21 protein-coding genes are annotated in these 21,870 nt (G+C 65.6%); 10 read left to right on the forward strand and 11 right to left on the reverse strand.

What is annotated here, in order from left to right; genetic code table 11:
• Together MJ956_RS02170 and MJ956_RS02175 are read left to right on the forward strand one after the other, a co-directional pair.
• A partial coding sequence (locus MJ956_RS02170) for a S1 RNA-binding domain-containing protein (protein WP_253962844.1) occupies positions 1 to 782 on the forward strand: 782 nt, incomplete at its 5' end.
• 142 nt (positions 783 to 924) lie between these two features.
• On the forward strand, positions 925 to 1,425 hold the full coding sequence (locus MJ956_RS02175; RefSeq protein WP_253962845.1) for a DUF2937 family protein: 501 nt from the start codon (positions 925 to 927) through the stop codon (positions 1,423 to 1,425).
• Positions 1,426 to 1,443: 18 nt separating this feature from the next.
• On the opposite strand, the gene fabI is transcribed toward MJ956_RS02175, so the two are convergent.
• From fabI to fabA, 3 genes are all read right to left on the reverse strand, one after another.
• Complete coding sequence (fabI, locus tag MJ956_RS02180; RefSeq protein ID WP_253962864.1) at positions 1,444 to 2,295, reverse strand: enoyl-ACP reductase FabI; 852 nt, start codon at positions 2,293 to 2,295, stop codon at positions 1,444 to 1,446.
• Between the two features lie 16 nt (positions 2,296 to 2,311).
• On the reverse strand, positions 2,312 to 3,508 hold the full coding sequence (gene fabB / locus MJ956_RS02185; RefSeq protein ID WP_253962846.1) for a beta-ketoacyl-ACP synthase I: 1,197 nt from the start codon (positions 3,506 to 3,508) through the stop codon (positions 2,312 to 2,314).
• A gap of 102 nt (positions 3,509 to 3,610) precedes the next feature.
• Positions 3,611 to 4,126, reverse strand: coding sequence for a 3-hydroxyacyl-[acyl-carrier-protein] dehydratase FabA (fabA, locus tag MJ956_RS02190; protein WP_253962847.1), 516 nt, complete (start codon positions 4,124 to 4,126; stop codon positions 3,611 to 3,613).
• Positions 4,127 to 4,341: 215 nt separating this feature from the next.
• Between fabA and MJ956_RS02195 the strand changes: the two genes are divergently transcribed.
• The gene (locus tag MJ956_RS02195) at positions 4,342 to 4,806 is read left to right on the forward strand and encodes a hypothetical protein (RefSeq protein WP_253962848.1); all 465 of its coding nucleotides are present in this window, start codon (positions 4,342 to 4,344) and stop codon (positions 4,804 to 4,806) included.
• Positions 4,807 to 5,035: 229 nt separating this feature from the next.
• Positions 5,036 to 5,482, forward strand: coding sequence for an iron response transcriptional regulator IrrA (irrA, locus tag MJ956_RS02200; protein WP_253962849.1), 447 nt, complete (start codon positions 5,036 to 5,038; stop codon positions 5,480 to 5,482).
• Between the two features lie 61 nt (positions 5,483 to 5,543).
• Here the strand turns inward: irrA and MJ956_RS02205 are convergent, their stop codons facing one another.
• Positions 5,544 to 6,089 (reverse strand): SH3 domain-containing protein, encoded by a 546-nt coding sequence (locus MJ956_RS02205; RefSeq protein WP_253962850.1) that lies wholly within the window; start codon positions 6,087 to 6,089, stop codon positions 5,544 to 5,546.
• Positions 6,090 to 6,289: 200 nt separating this feature from the next.
• On the opposite strand from MJ956_RS02205, the gene MJ956_RS02210 reads away from it, so the two are divergent.
• The 3 genes from MJ956_RS02210 (at position 6,290) to MJ956_RS02220 (ending at position 10,906) form a co-directional block, all read left to right on the forward strand.
• Complete coding sequence (locus MJ956_RS02210; protein ID WP_253962851.1) at positions 6,290 to 7,291, forward strand: 2-hydroxyacid dehydrogenase; 1,002 nt, start codon at positions 6,290 to 6,292, stop codon at positions 7,289 to 7,291.
• A gap of 130 nt (positions 7,292 to 7,421) precedes the next feature.
• Positions 7,422 to 9,734 carry a PBP1A family penicillin-binding protein gene (locus MJ956_RS02215; RefSeq protein WP_253962852.1) on the forward strand — a complete coding sequence of 771 codons (2,313 nt, stop codon included), beginning with the start codon at positions 7,422 to 7,424 and terminating at the stop codon, positions 9,732 to 9,734.
• 179 nt (positions 9,735 to 9,913) lie between these two features.
• On the forward strand, positions 9,914 to 10,906 hold the full coding sequence (locus MJ956_RS02220; protein WP_253962853.1) for a TerC family protein: 993 nt from the start codon (positions 9,914 to 9,916) through the stop codon (positions 10,904 to 10,906).
• Here MJ956_RS02220 and moeB read toward each other — a convergent pair.
• From moeB to mutM, 7 genes are all read right to left on the reverse strand, one after another.
• A complete protein-coding gene (moeB, locus tag MJ956_RS02225) occupies positions 10,898 to 11,671 on the reverse strand; it encodes a molybdopterin-synthase adenylyltransferase MoeB (protein ID WP_253962854.1) in 774 nt (257 codons plus the stop codon). The two genes, MJ956_RS02220 and moeB, sit on opposite strands and share 9 nt — an antisense overlap.
• A complete protein-coding gene (recF, locus tag MJ956_RS02230; RefSeq protein WP_253962855.1) occupies positions 11,668 to 12,840 on the reverse strand; it encodes a DNA replication/repair protein RecF in 1,173 nt (390 codons plus the stop codon). The genes moeB and recF overlap by 4 nt, the downstream gene beginning before the upstream one ends.
• A 65-nt stretch (positions 12,841 to 12,905) precedes the next feature.
• Positions 12,906 to 14,030 carry a DNA polymerase III subunit beta gene (gene dnaN, locus MJ956_RS02235; RefSeq protein WP_253962856.1) on the reverse strand — a complete coding sequence of 375 codons (1,125 nt, stop codon included), beginning with the start codon at positions 14,028 to 14,030 and terminating at the stop codon, positions 12,906 to 12,908.
• 181 nt (positions 14,031 to 14,211) lie between these two features.
• Complete coding sequence (dnaA, locus tag MJ956_RS02240; RefSeq protein WP_253962857.1) at positions 14,212 to 15,687, reverse strand: chromosomal replication initiator protein DnaA; 1,476 nt, start codon at positions 15,685 to 15,687, stop codon at positions 14,212 to 14,214.
• A 95-nt stretch (positions 15,688 to 15,782) separates the two neighbouring features.
• Positions 15,783 to 16,217 carry a rhodanese-like domain-containing protein gene (locus tag MJ956_RS02245; RefSeq protein WP_253962858.1) on the reverse strand — a complete coding sequence of 145 codons (435 nt, stop codon included), beginning with the start codon at positions 16,215 to 16,217 and terminating at the stop codon, positions 15,783 to 15,785.
• An 871-nt stretch (positions 16,218 to 17,088) separates the two neighbouring features.
• Entirely contained in the window at positions 17,089 to 17,358 is a 270-nt protein-coding gene (gene rpsT / locus MJ956_RS02250; protein ID WP_253962859.1) for a 30S ribosomal protein S20, read from the reverse strand.
• A 311-nt stretch (positions 17,359 to 17,669) separates the two neighbouring features.
• Entirely contained in the window at positions 17,670 to 18,563 is an 894-nt protein-coding gene (mutM, locus tag MJ956_RS02255; RefSeq protein WP_253962860.1) for a bifunctional DNA-formamidopyrimidine glycosylase/DNA-(apurinic or apyrimidinic site) lyase, read from the reverse strand.
• Between the two features lie 145 nt (positions 18,564 to 18,708).
• On the opposite strand from mutM, the gene ubiE reads away from it, so the two are divergent.
• From ubiE to coaBC, 3 genes are all read left to right on the forward strand, one after another.
• A complete protein-coding gene (ubiE, locus tag MJ956_RS02260) occupies positions 18,709 to 19,488 on the forward strand; it encodes a bifunctional demethylmenaquinone methyltransferase/2-methoxy-6-polyprenyl-1,4-benzoquinol methylase UbiE (RefSeq protein WP_253962861.1) in 780 nt (259 codons plus the stop codon).
• 21 nt (positions 19,489 to 19,509) lie between these two features.
• Positions 19,510 to 21,096 (forward strand): 2-polyprenylphenol 6-hydroxylase, encoded by a 1,587-nt coding sequence (gene ubiB, locus MJ956_RS02265; RefSeq protein WP_253962862.1) that lies wholly within the window; start codon positions 19,510 to 19,512, stop codon positions 21,094 to 21,096.
• 130 nt (positions 21,097 to 21,226) lie between these two features.
• The coding region (coaBC, locus tag MJ956_RS02270) for a bifunctional phosphopantothenoylcysteine decarboxylase/phosphopantothenate--cysteine ligase CoaBC (protein WP_253962863.1) at positions 21,227 to 21,870 on the forward strand (644 nt) is incomplete at its 3' end.

Consider the following 21,870-nt stretch of genomic DNA (forward strand, 5'->3'; position numbering starts at 1 on the left):
CCTCGCTTGCCCTGATGGACGCCGGCGTCCCGCTGAAGGCCTCCGTCGCCGGCATCGCCATGGGACTGATCAAGGAAGACGAGCGCTTCGCGGTTCTTTCCGACATCCTCGGCGACGAGGATCATCTCGGCGACATGGACTTCAAGGTCGCCGGCACGGGCGAGGGCATCACCTCGCTTCAGATGGACATCAAGATCCAGGGCATTACCGAGGAGATCATGCAGGTCGCTCTCGATCAGGCCAAGGGCGGTCGTCTGCATATCCTCGACGAAATGGCCAAGGCGCTTTCGGAAAGCCGCGCCGAGCTCGGCGAGTTCGCGCCGCGCATCGAGGTCATGCAGGTTCCGACCGACAAGATCCGGGACGTCATCGGCGCCGGCGGCAAGATCATCCGCGAGATCGTCGAAAAGACCGGCGCCAAGATCAACATCGAGGACGACGGCACGGTGAAGATCGCCTCTTCCTCGGCCAAGGAGATCGAGGCGGCCAAGAAGTGGATCCACTCGATCGTGGCCGAGCCCGAGGTCGGTGAGATCTACGAGGGCACGGTGGTCAAGACCGTTGAATTCGGCGCCTTCGTCAACTTCTTCGGCTCCAAGGATGGCCTCGTCCACATCTCGCAGCTGGCCGCCGAGCGGGTCGGCAAGACCACCGACGTCGTCAAGGAAGGCGACAAGGTCTGGGTCAAGCTGATGGGCTTCGACGAGCGTGGCAAGGTTCGCCTTTCCATGAAGGTGGTCGACCAGACCACTGGCGAGGAGATGAAGGAAGACGCCGCCTGACCGGCCGTCTTTTTCTGACCGAAATGCGGAAGGCGCGTCCCCAGGGCGCGCCTTTTTTGCGTCTTGGTCATCGGGCAACAGCAAACGGCCGCGCCGGGCCGCCCGGGCGGGATTCAACGGCCCCGGAGGGAGAGATTTGCCGATGGCGCCCTTGCTGATCCGCGTTTTCGCCGCGTTGCTCGCCGGCGCGGTGTTCAGCCAGTCGATCGAGTTCACCCAGCAATATCTGCAACGGCTTGGCGGCGCGGTGGGCGAACTCGAAACGATCGTCGAGCGATTCGACGCCGGGGCCGCGCGGGCGGGCGTCTCGCGGGATGTGGCGCTGAGGCGCCTGCGCCAGAATTCCGATCTCCTCGTGGCCCGCCAGGGCGAGGATGCCGATCTGACGATCTCGCGCTACGAGGAACTCATGCGGCGTTACCGTGATCTCGTCGACGCGGCGCCGCTGTTTCGGCCTTTCGCGGCCCTCGGCGATCCCGATTGGACGATCGCCGCGCGGACCGGCGACGATTATCGCCCCGCCCTGCCCATGGCGATCGACGCTCTGGTGCTGACGGCTGCCGGGTTCGGTCTTGGCTGGGCCCTCGCGGCCGGCGCCCATGGCGCGGCACGGATGCGCCGTCGCCGGCGCCGCTCGGCCTGAGCGTATCGCGGCTTGGCGTTAAACGTCGTCGCTGTCGTCCTGGCCCTCGCCCTCGACCACGGCCTTGCGATGTTCCTGCTCCTTGAGCTCCTCGAGCGAGGGCATCGACATGATGTTGTAGCCCGAATCGACGTAGTGGATTTCGCCGGTGACGCCGTTGGAGAGTTCCGACATCAGGTAGAGGACGGCTCCGCCGACCTCGTCTATCGTGGTGTTGCGCCGCATCGGCGCGTTGCGCCTCTGGAAGTTGAACATCAGCCGGGCGTCGGAGACGCCGGCGCCGGCCAGGGTACGCACCGGTCCGGCCGAGACGGCGTTGATGCGGATGTTGCGCGGCCCGAAATCCGCCGCGAGATAGCGCACCGAGGCTTCTAGCGCCGCCTTGGCGACGCCCATGACGTTGTAGTTCGGCATGACCCGCTCGGCGCCGCCATAGGTCATCGTCACCATCGCGCCGCCATTGTGCATGATCGCCGCGGCGCGCTTGGCGACTTCCGTGAAGGAGAAGCAGGAGATCACCATGGTGCGGGTGAAGTTCTCCCGCGTGGTGTCGGCGTAAAGGCCCTTGAGCTCGTTCTTGTCGGAAAAAGCGATGGCATGGAGGACGAAGTCGATCGAGCCCCATTCCGACGTCAGCGTCTCGAACACCGCGTCGAGGGATGCGGTATCCTCCACATCGCAGGGGATGACCAGCTTGCAGCCGATCTCTTCGGCCAGCGGCCTTACGCGCCGCCCGAACGCCTCGCCCTGGTAGGTGAGGGCGATCTCGGCTCCTTGCGCCGACAGCGCCTTGGCGGCCCCCCAGGCGATGGAGTTGCGATTGGCGACGCCCATGATGAGCCCGCGCTTTCCTGCCATGAGGTCGCCCATAGTGCTCTTCAAATCCTCAGTCCGTCACGCGTTGGAAGGCGAGGCAGGCATTGGTGCCCCCGAAGCCGAACGAATTCGACAGGACGCGATCGAGTGTCACCCCGTCCATGCGTTCCCGCACGATCGGAATATCGGAAAATTCCGGGTCGATCTCGTCGATATGCGCACTCTTGGCGATGAAGCCATGCCGCATCATCAACAGCGCGTAGATCGCCTCGTGAACGCCGGTGGCGCCCTGCGAATGGCCGGTCAGCGACTTGGTCGCCGAGATCGGCGGAATGGCGTCGCCGAAGACCTCGCGGATCGCGACCGGCGTCGAGGTCGCGTGCGGGTTGATGTAGTCGATCGGGCCGTCCAGATGGGCGATCGCCTGTCGCATGCAACGCACGGCGCCCTCGCCGGACGGCGCGACCATGTCGGCGCCGTCGGAGGTGGCGCCGTAGCCGACGATTTCGGCGATGATGTTCGCCCCGCGCGCCTTGGCCCGTTCGTATTCTTCCAGCACGAGGACGCCTGCCCCGCCGGCGATGACGAACCCGTCACGCGCCTTGTCATAGGCGCGCGACGCCGTCTCGGGTCGCTCGTTGAAGTCGGAGGACAGGGCGCCCATGGCGTCGAACAGCACCGACAGCGTCCAGTGGAGATCCTCGCAGCCGCCGGCGAACATTAGGTCCTGCTTGCCCATCTGGATCGTCTCGCAGGCGTTTCCGATGCAATGGCTCGAGGTCGAGCAGGCCGAGGAGATCGAGTAGTTGACGCCCTTGATCTTGAACCAGGTGGCCAGCGTTGCCGAGGCGGTCGACGACATCGCCTTCGGCACCACGGTCGGGCCGACGCGCTTCGGCCCCTTCTCGCGGGTGATGTCCGCCGCCTGGACGATCGACTGGGTCGAGGACCCGCCTGACCCCATGATGATGCCGGTGCGCTCGTTGGAGATGTCGCTCTCCTCGAGGCCGGCATCCATGATCGCCTGATCCATGGCGACGTGGTTCCAGGCGGTGCCGCCGCCATGGAACCGCATCGCCCGCCGGTCGAGCAGCGTCGTCGGGTCGAGTGTCGGCTTGCCGTGGACGTGGGAGCGAAAACCGAGCTCCTTGTATTCCGGCGCGAGGCTGATGCCCGAGCGTCCCTCTCGCAAGGAGGTCAGAACCTCGCCGGCATCGTTTCCGATGGAGGACACGATCCCCATGCCTGTTACAACGACGCGTCTCATGTCTTTTGCCCTTTTGAATGGGGGAAGATGGCAGCTTGTCCCGCTTGTGCCATAACTCCGCCTGCCACGGAGCGATCGGCTGCCATCACCGCCGGCTGCGTGTCAGTCCGCCTTGTCCTGTGCCAGGCCGACCCGCAGGTCGCTCGCACGGTAGATGGTCTCGCCATCGGCCTTGAGCCAGCCATCCGCGATGCCGAGAACCAGGCGCCCGCGCATCACCCGCTTGAAATCGATACCGTATTCGAGGAGTTTCGTCTCAGGTGTGACCATGCCCTTGAACTTCACCTCGCCAGTCGACAGGGCCATGCCGCGGCCCTTTTCGCCCAGCCATCCCAGATAGAAGCCCGTCAACTGCCACATGCCGTCGAGGCCGAGGCAACCGGGCATGACCGGATTGCCTACGAAATGGCAGGGAAAGAACCACAGGTCGGGGGTGACATCGAACTCCGCGCGGATATAGCCCTTGCCGTGCGCGCCGCCGGTTTCCGAAACGTCCGTAATCCGATGGACCATCAACATCGGCGGCAGCGGCAACTGCGCGTTGCCTTCGCCGAACAACTGGCCGTTGGCGCAGGCGATGATATCGTCGTAGTCGAAGGAGGTCTTTGCTGTTGCCATGTCCGTTCGTATCCGCCCTCAAGTTCCCGGCTGTGTGACGTCCGTTTCGGGAGCGCCCTTAGCACGCATGCCGGGCGGCTGGAAACCGCCCATATCAGCCACCGGGACGCTCGTTCTTCGTTGTCGCAGCTATCTATGCTCGCTTACGCAAACTTCGATAGACAGCCGTCGAATGCGCTTTTCGCATGTCACGCCGCCATGAGGGAGACAAGCCCGTGAAAGGACGCCAAGCCGCGGGTCTCGCCCTTTTGGTCGGGGCCGTCATCCTTGTCGCCGCCCTCGCCGCCTTTCCGGCGAGGGCGCAGATCTGGACGGCGTCGGACGGAACGGCGGGCTACGCCGTCGCGGGCGATTATACCGGTCTGTCCTTCCACTGCGGTCCAGACGGGATCGCGATGATCTTTTCCGGGTTCCCCGGCAAATTGCAGGATGGCGGCGGCTATACGGTCGGGGTGAGCGTCGACGGAACGGCTTTCTTGTACGAGGCAACGGCTCGCGCGGGCGAAGCGGAAGGAACGTCCATCCTGGTCAGTCGCGGCGCGCCGGCGGGTCTCGCCGAATTGATCGCGGCACTGCGAAAGGGGCGTAGCGTCGAAATCTCGGGACCAGCCGGCCGCTACACCGTTCCGCTCACCGGATCCGGCAAGGCGCTGGACAAGCTGCGGCAAACATGCGGCTAGCATGGCGCTTGGAAATGGCGGCCGGTCTTTCCCCGCCCGCCACGCCGACTGAGCGGAATCGATCATGATCATGACATCGGATCGGTTCCATCCGATGTCATCGCGGCCTGGCTCCGATCCCGACCGGCATTTGTCGCGGCGCCCGACATCACGTATATAGGCCGCAGAGGCGCGGCGAGGCCGCGTTCCCGAGCCTGAACAAGATACAAGATATTGGTGGCATTCAGCGATGGAAAACCGGCCGCGCACCCAAAGCTTCTGTGTGTTCGAGCGCCTGCGTTCGGTCGGGCTGCGTCCGACCCGGCAGCGCGTCGCCCTGTGCAACCTGATGTTCGGCTCCGGTGACCGGCATCTGTCCGCCGAGGACCTGCATGAAGAGGCGCACAAGGCGGGCGAGCCGGTTTCGCTCGCGACCGTCTACAACACGTTGCACCAGTTCACCGACGCCGGTCTGGTGCGGCCGCTCTCGGCCGAGGGCCAACGCACTTATTTCGATACCAACACCTCCGACCACCATCATTTCTTCGTCGAGGACGAGAACGTGATGATCGACATCCCCGACGGCGGCCTGCGGCTCGAGCAGATGCCCGAGGCGCCCGAGGGTATGGAAATCGTCAATGTCGACGTGGTGGTCCGGCTACGCCGCAAACGGCCCGCCGCCATCGCCGCGGAGTAGAACGGCCGCGCCAGGACGTCGCTTGCCGTTTCGGGTGGCGGCGGGATATTTCGCCACCCGCCTACTGGAACGTCTCGTCCGGATAGACTCCCCAGATTTCCTGCTGGCGCACGTAGCCGCTGCGCTCGGCGACCTCGACCGAGCACCAGCCGGCCGTGCATTGCGATACGGACGAGACCACGCCCGGCTCGATCCGCGCCACCAGCGGCGCGTCGGTCGCCGGGCTCCTGTGAATATCGATCAGCGTTGCCTTGCCCTTCAGCCACGGCGCGGCGATCGAGGTGCGCTGGCCGGACAGCAGCGAGTAGTACACCCAGCCCTCGGTGCCCTCGGAGTCGCGAATCCGCCGCCACCGATCGTATTCCTGGATGACTTCGACCGGCAGGCCTTCTTTAAGGTAGAGCCAGCTCACCGGATAGTCGCGGCCCGGTCCGATGCGGAGATTCACCCGGCTTGCCTTCAGACTGACATAGCGCGGCAGCGGCAGCTTCGAGACGGGCCCGGTCTCGACCGCGTGCGCGACCGGAAACGGGATTGCGCCGGCCGTCAGGATGGCGGCACCGACGAGGGACAGGAGCGAGCGGCGAAGGGGTGCGGCGAGCGGCATTGAGAAACTCCGGACGATACGATGCGATGCTCGGGACGGCCGACGGCCGATGTGCGAACTGATGCCGAGGCTGTTCCGGTCGCGGAGGGAAACCCTTTGTTTTCGCATCCCCGCCTTGCTAGGAGAGAGGCCTCGGCTCTCGGATCGAATGATCGTCCGTTTCGGTTAACAACGTCTTGAGTGCAAAGGAATCGCGGCCGATGACGAAGCGCGAGAAGCCGCTGGTGATCGTCACGCGCAAGCTGCCGGCGCCGATCGAGGCGCGCATGCGGGAACTGTTCGATGCGCGGCTGAACGACACCGACCGGCCGATGGAGCAGCATGCGCTGGTCGCGGCCGTCCGCGAGGCCGACGTGCTGGTCCCGACCGTCACCGACCGGATCGACCGCGCGGTGATCGAACAGGCCGGCCCGCGCCTCAAGCTGATCGCCAACTACGGCAACGGCGTCGACAATATCGACGTGGAGGCGGCGCTGGCGCGCCATCTTTTCGTCACCAACACGCCGAACGTCTTGAGCGAAGACACCGCGGACATGACGATGGCGCTGATTCTCGCCGTGCCGCGCCGGCTGGTCGAGGGTGGCACGCGGCTCCTCGGCGGCGAGCGTTGGCCCGGCTGGTCGCCGACCTGGATGCTCGGGCGACGAATCTGGGGCAAGAAGCTCGGCATTTTGGGAATGGGCCGCATCGGCACCGCCGTGGCGCGCCGCGCCAAGGCGTTCGGCCTCGAAATCCACTATCACAACCGCCGGCGGGTCGACCCCAGGACCGAGGCCGAGCTCGGCGCCACTTACTGGGAGAGCCTCGACCAGATGCTCGCCCGCATGGATATTCTCTCGGTCAATTGTCCCTATACGCCGGCGACCTACCATCTCCTGTCGGCGCGGCGCCTGGCGCTGATCCAGCCGCACGCCTTCATCGTCAACACCGCCCGCGGCGAGATCATCGACGAAAGGGCGCTGGTGAAGCTGCTGCAGGAGGATCGCATCGCCGGGGCCGGGCTCGACGTGTTCGAGGAAGAGCCGGCGATCGACCGCAAGCTGGTGCGGCTCGCCGAGGAGAACCGCGTCGTTCTCTTGCCGCATATGGGTTCGGCGACGATCGAGGGCCGGATCGAAATGGGCGAGAAGGTCATCATCAACATCCACACGCTGATGGATGGCCATCGCCCGCCCGACCGCATCCTGCCCGGCGATTTTTGAGACGCCGCGCGCGGATAGGCGCGCGGGCCACGTCGCCGCGGTAAAATTCTCTGGTTTGTGCCTGTAACCGTCGCTATGCCGGGCGGCGAAGGACGCCATATGCAGCGGTGGCTGCAATGAGTGAGATTTGATGCCGGAAGCCAACGATGATCATGGTCCCTCGCCGGCCCCTGGGGAGAGCGGTTCGAGCGAAAGCGATCACAATGGGCCGGTTCCGGCCGGCCAGACCGGCGAGGCCTTTGCCGTCTTTCGCAAGGCGCTGATGGCCGACCTTGCGCGGCTCGCACGGTGGCTCGCCGCCAAGGTTGCCGTGCTGGGACGTCAGACCGGCCAAGGCCTGAGCCGGTGCAGCGCCAGGACCACGCAATCGCTCCGAGACACCGACTGGCGCGGACTGGCCGCCGCGACCGGCGCACGGGCGAAGACGTTTCGCGCGAACTGGCGCAATCGGCCAGTCCGACGAACCTGGAGCGCCGGCCGTGTCGCATCCATTCTGGGCGTCATCCTCGTCGCCGGCTTCCTGCTTTCGTCGGGTGTCGCCGCCTGGGCGCTTTATGACGTGCCCTTCGCCGAGATCGCCGAGGGAACCAGCGAGCCAGTCGTCGTGCTTCAGACGGCTGATGGGCAGGCCTTGGTGCAGCAAGGCCCTTATCAGGGCAGCTACGCTCCGCTGGACGAATTTCCCGATCATCTCGTCGAGGCCGTCCTCAGCATCGAGGACCGCCGCTTCTACCGGCACTGGGGGCTGGATTTTCGCGGTGTCGTCCGGGCGCTGACCCGCAACCTGTTTGCTGGTGAAGTGGTACAGGGCGGCAGCACGATCACCCAGCAATTCCTGAAGATCAGCTATCTGGAGCGGGATCGCACGCTGAAGCGCAAGATCCAGGAGGCCTTCCTGGCGTTCTGGATCGAGACACGGCTGTCCAAGGACGAGATCCTCGCCCGCTATCTCAACAATGTCTATCTGGGCGCCGGAGCGACGGGCATGCCGGCGGCCGCGCGGGTTTATTTCGACAAATCCGTCGGCGAACTGACGCTGGCTGAAAGTGCGATGCTGGCGGGCCTGATCAAGGCGCCGTCGCAACTCAACCCGCTGGAGAATATCGAGGGGGCGAAGGAGCGCGCGGGCGTCGTATTGAACGCGATGGGTGATGCCGGATATCTCGAACCGAACGAGATCGCGGCGGCCAGGCTCGGTTCGACACAGCTCAGCCCGAGCCGACCGGACATGGGCGGCGGCTCCTGGTTCGCCGACTGGGTGATTTCCGACGCCCGCGAGATCGCCGGTCCGTTCCGCGGCAGCATCGAGGTCAAGACCACGCTGGTACCGGAACTTCAGGCCGTGGCGGAAAAGGTCGTTTCCGAGGCGCTCGCCGCTGAGGGCGCCGAAAAGGGCGTCACCCAGGCGGCGCTTGTCGCGTTGCGGCCCGACGGAGCGGTGGTCGCCATGGTCGGCGGTGGTGACTATACGGCCTCGAAGTTCAACCGCGCGGTTGCGGCCAAACGCCAGCCGGGCTCGACCTTCAAGCTGTTCGTCTATTACGCGGCGCTGCGCGCCGGCCTGTCGCCGGACGACCGCGTCGAGGATGCCCCGATCGAGATCGATGGCTGGCAGCCGGAGAACTATAGCGGGAAATATCGCGGCAGGGTCACGCTGGCCGAATCCTTCGCCCGTTCCCTGAACGCGGCGACGGTGCGCCTTGCGATGGATGTCGGCATCGATCAGGTCGCGGCGGCGGCTCGCGATCTCGGTATCGACGCGGATCTCACCGAAACGCCCAGCCTCGCCCTCGGCGCGTCGGAGGTGACCCTTCTCGACCTCACCGGCGCCTATGCCTCGGTGCGTGCCGGTTTGACACCGATCGAGCCTTGGGGGATCGCCTCCTTCGCCGTCGACGGCGCCGGGCGAAGCTTCCGCATCGGCCCGTCGACGCGCCCGGAGCGCGAGTTGGGACAGCTGCAGGAGCCGCTCGTCGGCCTTCTCAAGCTGGTGGTCGACAAGGGGACCGGCAACGCGGCGGCGCTGGATGGGTTCGCCGCGGGCAAGACCGGCACCAGCCAGGAATTCAGGGATGCCTGGTTCGTCGGGTTCAACGAGGCACTGACGGTCGGCGTCTGGGTCGGCAATGACGACGGCGAGCCGATGGATGGCGTGACCGGTGGGCAATTGCCGGCGACGATCTGGAAGAGTTTCATGCAGCAGGCCGCCGGCGCGCTGCGACCGGTCGCGGCGGCGCCAGCCCCCGACGCGGATTCGGCGCCGGCCGAACCTGCCGGGGAAACACCATCACGTCCCGCCAGCATCGCCGACATGATCGCGGCGGAGAGCGCCGGAGCGGCTCAATGCAATGTGCGAGCCTGCTCGCGGGCCTACCGATCGTTCCGGGCGTCGGATTGCACCTTTCAGCCCTATCGCGGCCGGCGCAAACTCTGCGAGAAGTAAAATTTTCGACCGACGCCTTGCGGGAGTGAAAGCCAGTCGCCACCTCTCCCGCGCGGGCCGGGCCCCTCTGGCGATGCCGTCGCATCGTGATGTCGGACCGCATCGGGTGTGCTCGATGCCGGGTCCGGAGCTTTCCGAGTTGAACGGTGCCGAGCCGCCCTCGACAAACGAGGGAACGGATGGATTCGGTCTTCAGCATCATTTTCCTGGGTCAGCCACTGTGGATGTGGTTCGGCTTTCTGGGCGTCGTCGTCCTTCTTCTCGCCTTCGACCTCGGCGTCCTGCATCGAGGAAGCCGCGCGATCGGAATCCGCGAAAGCCTGGGCCTCTCGGGCTTCTACATCGTCCTCGGCCTGGCTTTCGGCGGCTTCGTGTGGGCCGAACTCGGCCGTCAGTCCGGCATCGAATATCTCACCGGCTTCGTCGTCGAAAAGAGCCTGGCGATCGACAACGTCTTCGTCATCGCGATGATCTTTTCCTATTTCGCGATCCCGCGAGAATATCAGCATCGCGTGCTGTTCTGGGGCATCCTCGGCGTCATCGTGCTGCGTGCGATCATGATCGGATTCGGCGCGACGCTGGTCGCCGAATATGCTTGGATTCTCTACCTCTTCGCCGCGTTCCTGATTGTCACCGGCGTGAAGATGCTGTGGACAGGCGTCGAGGAGAGCGTCGATCTGTCGCAAAATCGGCTGCTCAAGTTCCTCCGGCGCCGGCTGCGTGTCACGGACGAGCTGCACGGCGAACATTTCATCGTCCGGTTGCCCGATCCCAAGACGGGGCGAACGCTCACCTACACGACGCCGCTGTTTCTGGCGCTGATTTTCATCGAGGTGGCGGACGTGATCTTCGCGGTGGATTCGATCCCGGCGATCTTCGCGATCACCACCGATCCCTACATCGTCTACACGTCCAATATCTTCGCCATTCTCGGCCTCAGGGCGCTGTATTTCGCGTTGGCCGCCGTGCTGCACCGCTTTGCCTATCTGAAGCAGGCTCTGGCGATCCTCCTCGTCTTCATCGGCTCCAAGATCTTCGTCGCCGACATGATGGGATGGGCGAAGTTCCCGGCCGAATGGTCGCTGGCGGTCACTTTCGCGATCCTTGCCGCGGGCGTGGTGTATTCGCTCTGGCGCACGCGCGGCTCGGCGGCGGGATCGGCGTCAGGATGAGGTGTCCGCGCGCCGCCCGCGGTAGCGGATTTCCTCGATCCGCATGGTCAGAAGATCGACCATCAGGAACCGCCCGACCAGCGCCTCGCCGATGCCGCACACGAGCTTGATCGCCTCGCTGGCGGCGAGCGTGCCGAGGACGCCGGTCGTAACCCCGAGGATACCGGCCTCGGCGCAGGACGGCACCAGCCCGGCCGGCGGCGCGTCGGGAAAGAGGTCGCGATAGCCCGGATTCGGCTGTCCCTCCGCGCCGCTCTCAAAGGGTTTCAGCACGGTCAGCGAGCCGGAAAACCGGTTGACCGCGGCGGTGACCAGCGGCCTGCGCGCGGCCTCGCACAAATCCGCCATGGCGTAGCGCGTGGCGAAATTGTCCGAACCGTCGATGACGAGATCGTAGCCGGCGACGATGGCGCCGCCATTGTCAGCGTCGAGGCGCAGCCGATGGGCCACGACGCTCACATGCGGATTGAGCGTCGCGACCGCTTCCGCCGCGCTGTCGAGCTTCGACCGGCCGACATCGACGGTCCGATGCAGCACCTGGCGCTGCAGATTGGACAGCGAGACAATGTCGTCATCGGCGATACCGATCGTGCCGATCCCGGCGGCGGCGTGGTAGAGCACGACGGGCGACCCGATGCCGCCGGCGCCGACGACGAGAATGCGCGCCCGCTTGAGCTTCTGCTGACCCGGGCCGCCGATTTCCGGCAGCACGATGTGGCGCGCATAGCGTTCGAGTTCCTGGGCGTCGAGAGGCCTGTCGCTCATCGTCCTTGCTCCGGTTTCGTGCTCGTCGCACCGCTCGCGGTGGCCGCGCGGACCGCGCCCGCCGCCACCTCCAGCATCTGGGCCCTGTCGCCGAGAGCGTCAAAAAGGCTCGCATCAGTGCCGGTCATGAAGGCCTGCACGCCGAGCTCACCGATCAGGTCGAACAGCGTTGCCCGGCGACCAGGGTCGAGATGGGCGGCGATCTCGTCGAGCAGCAGGATCGGCGGCAGCGACGAGACGGCCGCGACCAGTCGGGCATGGGCCAGTATCAGGCCGATGAGCAGCGCCTTCTGTTCGCCGGTCGAGGACAGCGCCGCCGGCATCGCCTTGGCCAGGTGGACGACCGAAAGATCGGCCCGGTGGGCGCCGATAAGCGTGCGGCCCGCGGCCCGGTCGGCATGGCGACCGGCACGCAGCCGCCTGCGCGCCTCGTCCTCGATATCGGCCGAGGGACCGGACAGATCGGTATCGCCATAGCCGGACGCCAGATCGAGGCCCGCCTTGGGAAAGGGATTGTCGGCGCTGGGCTGCTCGATCATCCCTGCCAGCATTTCCACCAGTTCGGAGCGGGCCATGGCCATGGCGACGCCGAGCTCGGCCATCTGCGCCTCGATCCCGCTCAGCCAGGCATCGTCCATGCGATTGTCCGAAAGCAGCCGATTGCGCGAACGCATGGCGCGCTCGTAGTCCGTTGCCCGGCGGCCATGGGTCGGATCGACCGCCAGCACCATGCGATCGAGGAACCGGCGGCGGTCACCGGTCGGGCCGGTAAACAGCCCGTCCATCGCCGGTGTCAGCCATAAAATGCGCAACAGGTCGAGCAATTCGTCGACGCTTTTGGCGGCGGTCTCGTCGATCCGCACCGTCCGCGTCGCCGGACCGGCCGGATCGGGTTGGACCTTGGTGACGACATCCGCCTCGCCCTGGAGCGAAACCAGCCCGGCGCGAATGGAAAATCCGCCGCTGCCGCCCTTGCGCGCGATATCCTGATAGGTCGCCCGGCGTAGCCCGCGTCCCGGCGTCAGGAGCGACACCGCCTCGAGGAGATTGGTCTTGCCGGCGCCGTTGTCGCCGACGAAGGCGACAAACCCCCGGTCGAAGGTCAGGCGCAGAGCCTCGTAATTGCGAAAATCGGCAAGACGCAGCTCGGTCAGCCGCACGGCCGGCAAGGATAGGCGGTCTGCCGACGCCCCGTCGTCGGTTTGGCGTTTTCCGGTCAAGACCGCCGCGGCAATCAGACCCGCATCGGCATCAGGACGTAAAGCGTCGCGTCGTCACCGCCGTCCTTGATGAGCGTGGGGGAGCCCGGATCGGCAAGCATGAACACGGCTTCGTCGCCGGAAAGCTGGGCGGCGATGTCGAGAAGATAACGCGCGTTGAAACCGATCTCGATGTCGTCGGAATCGTAGCCGACCGCGAGTTCCTCGGTCGCCGTGCCTGAATCCGGCGAGTTGACGGTGAGCGTCAGCTGGGAATCGCTGACCGCGAGCTTGACCGCGCGTCCCCGCTCGGAAGAAATCGTCGACACCCGGTCGACGGCGGCCGAAAAGCTCTGGCGGTCGAGGGTCAGCGCCTTGTCGTTGTTCTGCGGGATGACGCGCTGGTAGTCGGGAAAGGTGCCGTCGATCAGCTTCGAGGTCAGGACGACCGGGCCGATGGTGGCGCGGATCTTGGCGTCGGACAGTTCGACCTCGATCGCGGCGTCGTCGTCGCCGTCGCTGAGCAGTTTCTGCAGTTCCCCGACGGTCTTGCGGGGAATGATGATGCCGGGCATGCCCTCCGATCCGGCCGGCGCCGGCATCTCGGCGCGCGCCAGGCGGTGCCCGTCGGTAGCGACCGCCCGCAGCTTGAGCTCGCCGTCCGCTTCGATCGTATGGAGGAAAATGCCGTTGAGATAATAGCGCGTCTCCTCGGTGGAGATGGCGAAATGGGTCCGGTCGATCAGCCGCGACAGCTCCGCCGCCTTGATCGTGAAGGCGTGGCTCAGCGCCCCGGCGGTGATATCGGGAAAGTCCGATTCCGGCAGGCACTGGAGACGGAAATTCGAGCGGCCCGACGAGACCGTCATCTGGTTGCCGTCGGCATTGGTCGACAGCTTGACCTCGGCGCCGTCCGGCAGCTTGCGCACGATGTCGTAGAGCAGATGCGCCGGCACCGTCGTCGCGCCCTCCTGCTCGCCGGTGGCCGCGACACTCTCGGTGATTTCCAGATCGAGATCGGTGGCCTTCAGGCGGAGCGCGCCATCCTCGGTCCTCAACAACACATTCGACAGAATCGGGATGGTGTTGCGGCGCTCCACCACCCGGTGGACGTGGGAAAGCGACTTCAGGAGGTTGGATCGTTCGATGATGATACGCATGACGAAGGCCGTTTTCTACGGGGCAGGCGCCGCGGGAGGCGGCGCCGGTTCCGGGTTCGATGGTCTTAATGATTCGCGCCGCACATGGAAAGCCAAAAGCGGTAGTGACCGACCGGTCGGCGCCATCGGCATGGCACGCCAAACCGACGTCGGGGGTCCGCGATTGTACTCTGGACGGATCCTATTCCTCGATCATCCGGCGGATCAGATCGAGTTCCTCCGACAGCTTCTCGTCATTGGCCCGTTCACCCTCGATCTTGCGCACCGCGTGGAGCACTGTCGTGTGGTCGCGGCCGCCGAAGCGCCGGCCGATCTCCGGGAGCGAGCGCGGCGTCATGGTCTTGGCGAGATACATGGCGATCTGACGCGGCCGCACGATGGTTCTTGTGCGCCGCGCCGACAGAAGGTCGGTCCGTGTCACGTTGTAGTGGCGCGAGACGAATTTCAGGATGTCCTCGACGCGCACGCGCCGTTCGATATTGGCCCGGATCAGCTGCTTCAGCAGATCGTCCAGATGTTCTGGCGAAAGCGGCTGGCCGAGGGAGTGGCGAAAGGCGATCTGGTTGAACGCGCCTTCGAGATCGCGGCCGGAGCCGGCGACCCGCTCGGCGATCGTGTCGATCACCCGGGCGGGCATGTCGAAGCTCGGATCCTCGGCCCGCATCGCCGCGGCGCGGCTCGCGATGATCGAGCGGCGCATCTCGTAGTCCGGCACGGCGATCTGAAGCGTGACGCCGTTCGACAACCGCGAGCGGACCCGTGGATCGAGCGATTCCAGCTCCATCGCGGGGCGGTCGGCGGCGCAGATCACCTGTTTCGCCGAATCGACCAGCGCGTTCAGAAGATGACAGAACTCCTGCTGGATCGACTTGCCCTGCAGGAACTGGGTGTCGTCGATGATCAAGATGTCGATGCCGCGCAGGGTCTCCTTGAGGTCGAGAGCGCGGTTGTCGCGGATCGCGGTCGCGAAGCGCCACATGAAATATTCCGCCGTCAGATAGACGACGCGTGGCCGGTCCTCCCGGCGCGAGGCCGCATTGGCGATCGCCTGCAGCAGATGCGTCTTGCCGAGGCCGACGGCGGCGTGGATGAACAGCGGGTTGAAGCGGACCGACTGCGGACCGTTCTCCGCGATCGCCCGCGCGGCGGCGAGGGCGACCCGGTTGGAGGCCCCTTCCACGAAGGTCTCGAACACGTAGCGTGGGTCGAGCGGCGAGCCGAACTCGGCGCCCTGTGGCACGGAGGGGGAGGTTCGGGCCTCGCCGTCGGGAAAGATCCTTGCCGGTGCCGCGGCTCCGGCGACGACCTTTCGCGTCGGCTCCGTGACGCGCGCCACCTCCGGCTCGCTCTGGCCCGCGACGCGTGCCTGGCGGATGGTGACGCCGCCGCCGCGCACGGCGCTGCGGATCGCGATGTCGACGCGCAGCGTTCCCGGCACTTCGGCGCTGAAGATCTCCGTGAGGAGATCGTGGTAATGCGACTGAATCCAGCTGCGCAGGAAGGCGGTCGGCACCGAGATGCGGCAGACACCCTTGCCGGTCGCCTCGAGCTTCATCCGTTGGAACCAGCTGGCGAAGATGTCCTGTCCGAGTTGGGCCTTCAGCCGGGCGTTCACCCGCTCCATAATCTCTGCCGTGCCCCTCGCGCCGCCGTCCATACCTGCCCCGAAATCATTGCTGCTGGTTGTTGATTGGCGCAGCGCGTGGATCCCGTCCCCATTCGGATCCACAGCGGCAACGCGCCGGCGAAGACTCAATTCTGTGCCCAAGGCAAACCCTCCGCTTTCCAACCGGCTTTCCGTCCGCGATGTCCCTCCGCGTCCAGCGGCCCTTCGAAGCCGCCGAGAACGTTGAAACAATTCTCGAAGCCGTGGGCGGTGAGCGCCACCGCGCCGGCGATCGAGCGGACGCCCGACCGGCAGAGGAAGAAGATCGGCGAGGTGCTGCTTCCGCCTTCCTTTTCGACCTGACCGGCGAGTTTCGTCGCGAAGGCCGGATCGACGCCCATCGTAGGAAAGCTCTGCCACTCGACGAGCAGCGGCTTCTTCCCGAGCGCGGCCAGCATCGGCAATCCGACATAGGTCCACTCGGCGGTGGTGCGTACGTCGACGAGCATGGCGTCCGGCGTTTCCGCGAGAGCCGACCAGCACTCTGCGGGTGAAACATCACCCCTGTAGTCACTAGGCATGCAAAAATATCCCCTGCCTCTGCCCCATTTTGGCGCAGAAGTTCCCTACGCCAAGCTTCGCCTAACGTTCGTTTTTACTCGGATAAATCGTGAAAAGACCGGATACTGAATTTATGCGGGAGCGACCCCTAAGGGGCCGTAATCTTCCACAAATTCCAGGAAATTTTGGATAACCTGGATTGTCCCCGCATTTCGTCTTTCCCCGCACTTGTTTCGAGGGGGAAACTACGAAACGGCGCCGCAGGGGGCAAGCCGAATCCAGCCTGAATCGTCATGCGAGCAGGACGCCTGTTGCAGACTCGCCATGCGGGTCATGAGGCGATGTCACGCTAAACACTTTACTCCCGGGGCTTTCGTCGCTTCCGAGGCCGGGCTGCGGGAAGAGAAGAATAAATATGAAAAAATTGTGGCGGGCCTGCTTGACTCCGGGGGTCAAAAAAACCTCCCGGAGGGCCGATCGGCAATCGCTCACTGACCTTCTGCAAGCGACTGGAATCCATGCAGTTTTTTGAACCTGTCGTGCGGCGCTCCCGTCCGGGATCACGGCATGAGACAGTTTGGTGACAAATTGAGCCAAATGCTGACAAAAGCGGCTGCGAATCGCAGAATCACGGCGGAATGGGCAGAGCCAGAGGCCGGGAAGGCTGCCTGAATTGCTCAGGCTTCGTCGCCAGAGGCAACCGATACGAGCCTGCGGCGCGACTGCCGCGATTCCCTTGCCCCTCGACAGCGGTCAGCGCGCGACTCGTTTGTTCGCCGCCGCCCGGATGCCTTGTGTCGGTTTTGGAATCAAAAAGCCCCGGCCGAAGCCAGGGCTTTGTCATCATCCTTGCCACCCGGTGATCGATCCGGGTGTGATGCGCCGTTCAGATCAGGCGGCGCCGATCGTCTTCACGCGATGGGCAAGGCGGGAAATCTTCCGCGACGCCGTGTTCTTGTGAAACACGCCATGCGAAGCTGCGCTCATCAATTCGGGTTCGGCAATCCGGAAGGCCGAGGTAGCCGCCTCCTTGTCGCCGGCGGTGATCGCCTCTTCGACCTTGCGCAGGAAGGTGCGCACGCGGCTGCGGCGATTGGTGTTGATGGCGGTACGCCGCGCGATCTTCCGCGTGGCCTTCTTGGCCGAAGGGGTATTGGCCATGGATCGTCTCTCTCTATCGTAACCGTGTCGGTCGGATCGGGTGGGGTGCGGCTCGCGCCTTCAAGCGACGCGGCAGCACGAAAAAACGGGCCGCGCCGTTGAGCGCCGCCGAAAGTCGCGCCCTTATAGGCAGATGCGCCGGGAGCCGTCAATATCCGGCGCGACGGCATCAAACGCAAAGGCGGATCGGCGACTGTGATCGCCGACAGGGCGGAACGACCGGGCGGATGCGCCGCCCATAAAGAGCCATACCCAGCTTGGAGCCGCGACACCTTGACGCCACATAGGACCGCGTCGGGCTTTTCGCATCGTCATCGTTGGCAGGCCGGACAAAAAAAGGTCGAGCGCCCCGACTGGACGATGCGGCTGATGATACCGCGGCAAGCCTCGTGCCGGCAGGGCTCGCCTTCGCGGTTGTAGGCGGCGAAGCGATGCTGGAAATAACCGAGCGAACCGTCCGCCTGGCGATAGTCGCGCAGCGATGAACCGCCCGCCGCGATGGCATCGGCGATCGTTTCGCGGATATTGAGGGCGAGCGCTTCCAGCCGCCGGCTGGCCATTCCGTCCTTCTTCACCAGCGTGCCGGCGGCCCGCCGCGGCGACAGGCGGGTCCGCCACAACGCCTCGCAGACATAGATATTGCCGAGGCCGGCAATGATCCGCTGGTCGAGCAGCACGGATTTCAGCGGCGCGCTGCGCCCGACAAAGAGCGGGGCGAGCGCCTGTCCGGAAAGTTCGTTGCCCGTCGGTTCGATGCCGAGGCCGCGAAAATGGGGATGTTCCGCCAGTTCGGCGCGCTCGATCAGCGCCATGTAGCCGAAGCGGCGCGGGTCATTATAGATGATCGAGGCCGGTGCGAGGTCGCGTGTCATGAGATCGAAGCGCACATGATCGTGGCGCCGGATGTCGGATCGCGGATGCGCGAATACACCGGGAACGCTGTCGCCCTGCGGCGCTTCGATCCGGAACGACCCCGACATGCCGAGATGCATGGCCAGCACCAGCCCGCCCTCGAGATCGGCGACGAGATATTTGGCCCGCCGTCCGAGGCTTTCGATCCGCCGACCGGCCAGCCTTTCGGCGAATCGCGCCGGCAGCGGAAAGCGCAGGTCGGGCCGGCCGAGCACCACCCGCTCGATTCGCGCGCCCTCGATAACGGGAAGAAGGCCGCGGCGCACCGTCTCCACCTCTGGCAAGTCCGGCATTTTCGATTAAGTCCCTGATCGATGCGACGCTTCCCGCGGAGCACCCGTCGACCCCGCCGCCTCTTGCCCTTCACGGGAGCGGCGCGGGCTCTTCGTCTCAATATCCGCATCCGGTCGATGCGATGCAATATAAGGTGCCACCCCCATGTCGCGAACCCGTGTCACCGGAGCCGAAGCGATGGAGACCTCCTACGGTTATGCCACGGTGGCGGGCCGGGAGGAGAAACAGGCGCGCGTCAACGATGTCTTCCACCGCGTGGCCGAGCGATACGACCTGATGAACGATCTGATGTCGGCCGGCCTTCATCGTGCCTGGAAGAGCGCCATGGTCGCCTGGCTGGCGCCGCCGCATCGCGCCGGCTGGCGGTTCGTGGACGTGGCGGGCGGCACCGGCGACGTCGCCTTCCGCATCGTCGAGGCATCGCGGCGGCGCGCCCAGGGCACCGTCCTCGACATCAACGCCTCGATGCTCGGCGTCGGCGCCGAACGGGCGGCGAAGCGGCGGCTCGACGGCAATCTGGTCTTCGTGGAAGGCAATGCCGAAGAGCTGAAGCTTCCCGACATGAGCTTCGACGCCTACACGATCGCCTTCGGCATTCGCAACGTGCCGCGGATCGACAAGGCCCTGAACGAAGCCTATCGGGTGCTCAAGCCCGGCGGCCGTTTCCTGTGTCTCGAGTTCTCCGAAGTCGACATGCCGGTTCTCGACCGGGCCTACGAGGCCTGGTCGTTCAAGGCGATCCCGCGGATCGGCGAGGCCGTCGCCAACGATCGCGAATCCTACGAATATCTGGTCGAGTCGATCCGTCGCTTTCCCAACCAGGCGAATTTCGCCACGGCCATTCGCGCCGCCGGCTTCGAGCGCGTCGCCTATCGCAACCTGTCGGGAGGCATTGCCGCCATCCATTCCGGCTGGAAGCTCTGAACCGATCGGGCGGAAAGACTCTTGGCCAATCCCATTTCCGGCACGATCGCACTCGTCCGCGCGGTCTTCGTTCTCGCCCGCGAGGGCGTCATTGGTTCGTTCCCCGCCGAGGGCCTCCCGCCCGGCCCGGCGTTGCTGCACCGCTTCGCGCGGTTGATCGAGCGTGGCTCGGCTGAAAACCGGGAACGTTCCGACAATCTGTCGCGCGCGCTGAACCGACTGGGGCCGTCCTACGTCAAGCTGGGCCAGTTCCTTGCGACCCGGCCGGATCTTGTCGGCGCCGTGGCGGCGAGCGAACTCGGCAGTCTGCAGGACAAGGTTCCCCCCTTCGAGACTGCGCTGGCCGTAACCGAGATCGAGACGACGCTCGGACGGCGGGTCGAGGAGCTTTTCGTCGAATTGGGCGAGGTCGTCGGGGCAGCCTCCATCGCCCAGGTTTACAAGGCGCGGGTCCGCGACGCCGACGGCAGCGAGCGTTTCGTCGCCGTCAAGGTGGTGCGGCCCGGCGTCCGCGTCCGCTTTCTGCGCGAACTGGAGACCTTCGCCTCCATCGCCCGGTTCATGGAGCGCTATGTCCGCTCTTCGCGCCGGTTGCGGCCGGTAGCGGTGGTGGAGACGCTGGCCCAGTCGACCCGGATCGAGATGGATCTGCGGCTGGAGGCGGCCGCCGCGTCCGAAATGGCCGAGAACACGGCGAACGACCCCGGGTTCCGGGTGCCGACGATCGACTGGGAGCGCACTGGCCGCGACGTTCTCACCATGGAGTGGATCGACGGCATCAAGATGAGCGACGTCGCCGCCATCGCGATGGCCGGGCACGATCTGAAGCAACTCGGCGTGACCGTGGTGCAATCCTTCCTGCGCCACGCCATGCGCGACGGCTTCTTTCACGCCGACATGCATCAGGGCAATCTGTTTGTCGGCCCGGACGGCGCGGTGATCGCGGTCGATCTCGGCATTGTCGGCCGGTTGAGCGCCGAATCCAAGCGCTTCCTCGCCGAGATCCTCTACGGCTTCATTCGTCGCGACTATCTGCGGGTGGCCGAACTGCATTTCGAGGCCGGCTACGTGCCGCGCAGCCAGAACGTCGCCAGCTTCGCCCAGGCGCTCCGCGCGATCGGCGAGCCGATCTACGGGCAACCCGCCGAGACCATTTCGATGGGCCACCTGCTGGCGCTCCTCTTCGAGGTCACCGAGCTGTTCGACATGAAGACGCGGCCCGAGCTCGTCTTGCTGCAGAAGACCATGGTCGTTGTGGAGGGCGTCGCGCGCACCTTCGATCCGAAATTCAACATGTGGGTTGCCGCCGAGCCGGTGGTCTCCGACTACATCCTTGAGGAACTGGGGCCGGCGGCCAAGCTGCGGGAGGCCCGCGAGGGCATCGACGCGATGTTGCGGCTGCTGCGCCGAGCGCCGGATCTCGCCGACGGGCTGGAGATTCTCGCCAAGCAGATGCCGGACCTGATCGAAAACGGCATCCGGCTGAACGACGACACGCTCACGGACCTCGCCACCGAGAAGCGGACCAGCATCATGAGCGGTCGCATCGCCCAATGGGTGATCGCCCTGTCGCTCCTGTCGATCGCGGTCTCTTTGATCTTCGGGTGATCTCGCCCTCGGTGGTCGGTCTATTGCTTGCCGGATGCTCCCGCTGCCATTATCGCCGGCCGGTAGAGGAAAACGATTCAAGGGGAGGCGGCATGGCCGACCTGACAAACCTCCAGGCGGCGCTGGCGCCATGAACGGGCTCGCCGGCAAGCGCATCCTGCTCGTCATCGGCGGCGGTATCGCGGCCTACAAGACGCTGGATCTCATCCGCCGCCTGCGCGAACGCGGCGCGCGGGTGACCCCGGTCATGACGGTGGCGGCCAAGGAATTCGTGACGCCGCTCGCGGTCGGCGCGCTGACGGCCTCCAGGGTCTTCGACGATCTGTTCGATCGCGAGGACGAGCACGATGTCGGCCATATCCGGCTGGCCCGCGAGGCCGACGCGATTCTCGTCGCGCCGGCGACGGCCAATTTGATGGCCCGCTGCGCCAACGGTCTGGCCGACGATCTCGCCACCGCCGTTCTGCTGGCCGCCAAGGCCCCGATCCTGATGGCGCCGGCGATGAACCCGGCGATGTGGGCGCATCCGGCGACGCGCCGCAACCGGGAGACGCTGGCCGGCGACGGCGTGCGTTTCGTCGGCCCGAACGCCGGCGAGATGGCTGAGGCGGGCGAGGCCGGGATCGGGCGCATGGCCGAGCCGTTGGAGATCGTCGCGGCGCTGGACGCTTTGCTGGGCGCCGGGGCAAGGCGGCTCGCCGGCCGCCGCGTCGTGGTCACGTCAGGTCCGACCCACGAGCCGATCGATCCGGTCCGCTACCTCGCCAACCGCTC

It is taken from the genome of Aurantimonas marianensis, assembly GCF_024195285.1.
Classification (GTDB): domain Bacteria; phylum Pseudomonadota; class Alphaproteobacteria; order Rhizobiales; family Rhizobiaceae; genus Aurantimonas; species Aurantimonas marianensis.

Bases quoted from the DNA above. Each gene is read 5' to 3' on its own strand.
- dnaA (WP_253962857.1), bottom strand. From the start codon at position 15,687: ATGGACGGCGGCGCGAGGGGCACGGCAGAGATTATGGAGCGGGTGAAC.
- ubiE (WP_253962861.1), top strand. From the start codon at position 18,709: ATGTCGCGAACCCGTGTCACCGGAGCCGAAGCGATGGAGACCTCCTAC.
- rpsT (WP_253962859.1), bottom strand. From the start codon at position 17,358: ATGGCCAATACCCCTTCGGCCAAGAAGGCCACGCGGAAGATCGCGCGG.
- dnaN (WP_253962856.1), bottom strand. From the start codon at position 14,030: ATGCGTATCATCATCGAACGATCCAACCTCCTGAAGTCGCTTTCCCAC.
- MJ956_RS02245 (WP_253962858.1), bottom strand. From the start codon at position 16,217: ATGCCTAGTGACTACAGGGGTGATGTTTCACCCGCAGAGTGCTGGTCG.
- MJ956_RS02175 (WP_253962845.1), top strand. From the start codon at position 925: ATGGCGCCCTTGCTGATCCGCGTTTTCGCCGCGTTGCTCGCCGGCGCG.
- MJ956_RS02210 (WP_253962851.1), top strand. From the start codon at position 6,290: ATGACGAAGCGCGAGAAGCCGCTGGTGATCGTCACGCGCAAGCTGCCG.
- MJ956_RS02215 (WP_253962852.1), top strand. From the start codon at position 7,422: ATGCCGGAAGCCAACGATGATCATGGTCCCTCGCCGGCCCCTGGGGAG.
- fabB (WP_253962846.1), bottom strand. From the start codon at position 3,508: ATGAGACGCGTCGTTGTAACAGGCATGGGGATCGTGTCCTCCATCGGA.
- irrA (WP_253962849.1), top strand. From the start codon at position 5,036: ATGGAAAACCGGCCGCGCACCCAAAGCTTCTGTGTGTTCGAGCGCCTG.
- MJ956_RS02205 (WP_253962850.1), bottom strand. From the start codon at position 6,089: ATGCCGCTCGCCGCACCCCTTCGCCGCTCGCTCCTGTCCCTCGTCGGT.
- fabI (WP_253962864.1), bottom strand. From the start codon at position 2,295: ATGGGCGACCTCATGGCAGGAAAGCGCGGGCTCATCATGGGCGTCGCC.
- mutM (WP_253962860.1), bottom strand. From the start codon at position 18,563: ATGCCGGACTTGCCAGAGGTGGAGACGGTGCGCCGCGGCCTTCTTCCC.
- moeB (WP_253962854.1), bottom strand. From the start codon at position 11,671: ATGAGCGACAGGCCTCTCGACGCCCAGGAACTCGAACGCTATGCGCGC.
- fabA (WP_253962847.1), bottom strand. From the start codon at position 4,126: ATGGCAACAGCAAAGACCTCCTTCGACTACGACGATATCATCGCCTGC.
- MJ956_RS02220 (WP_253962853.1), top strand. From the start codon at position 9,914: ATGGATTCGGTCTTCAGCATCATTTTCCTGGGTCAGCCACTGTGGATG.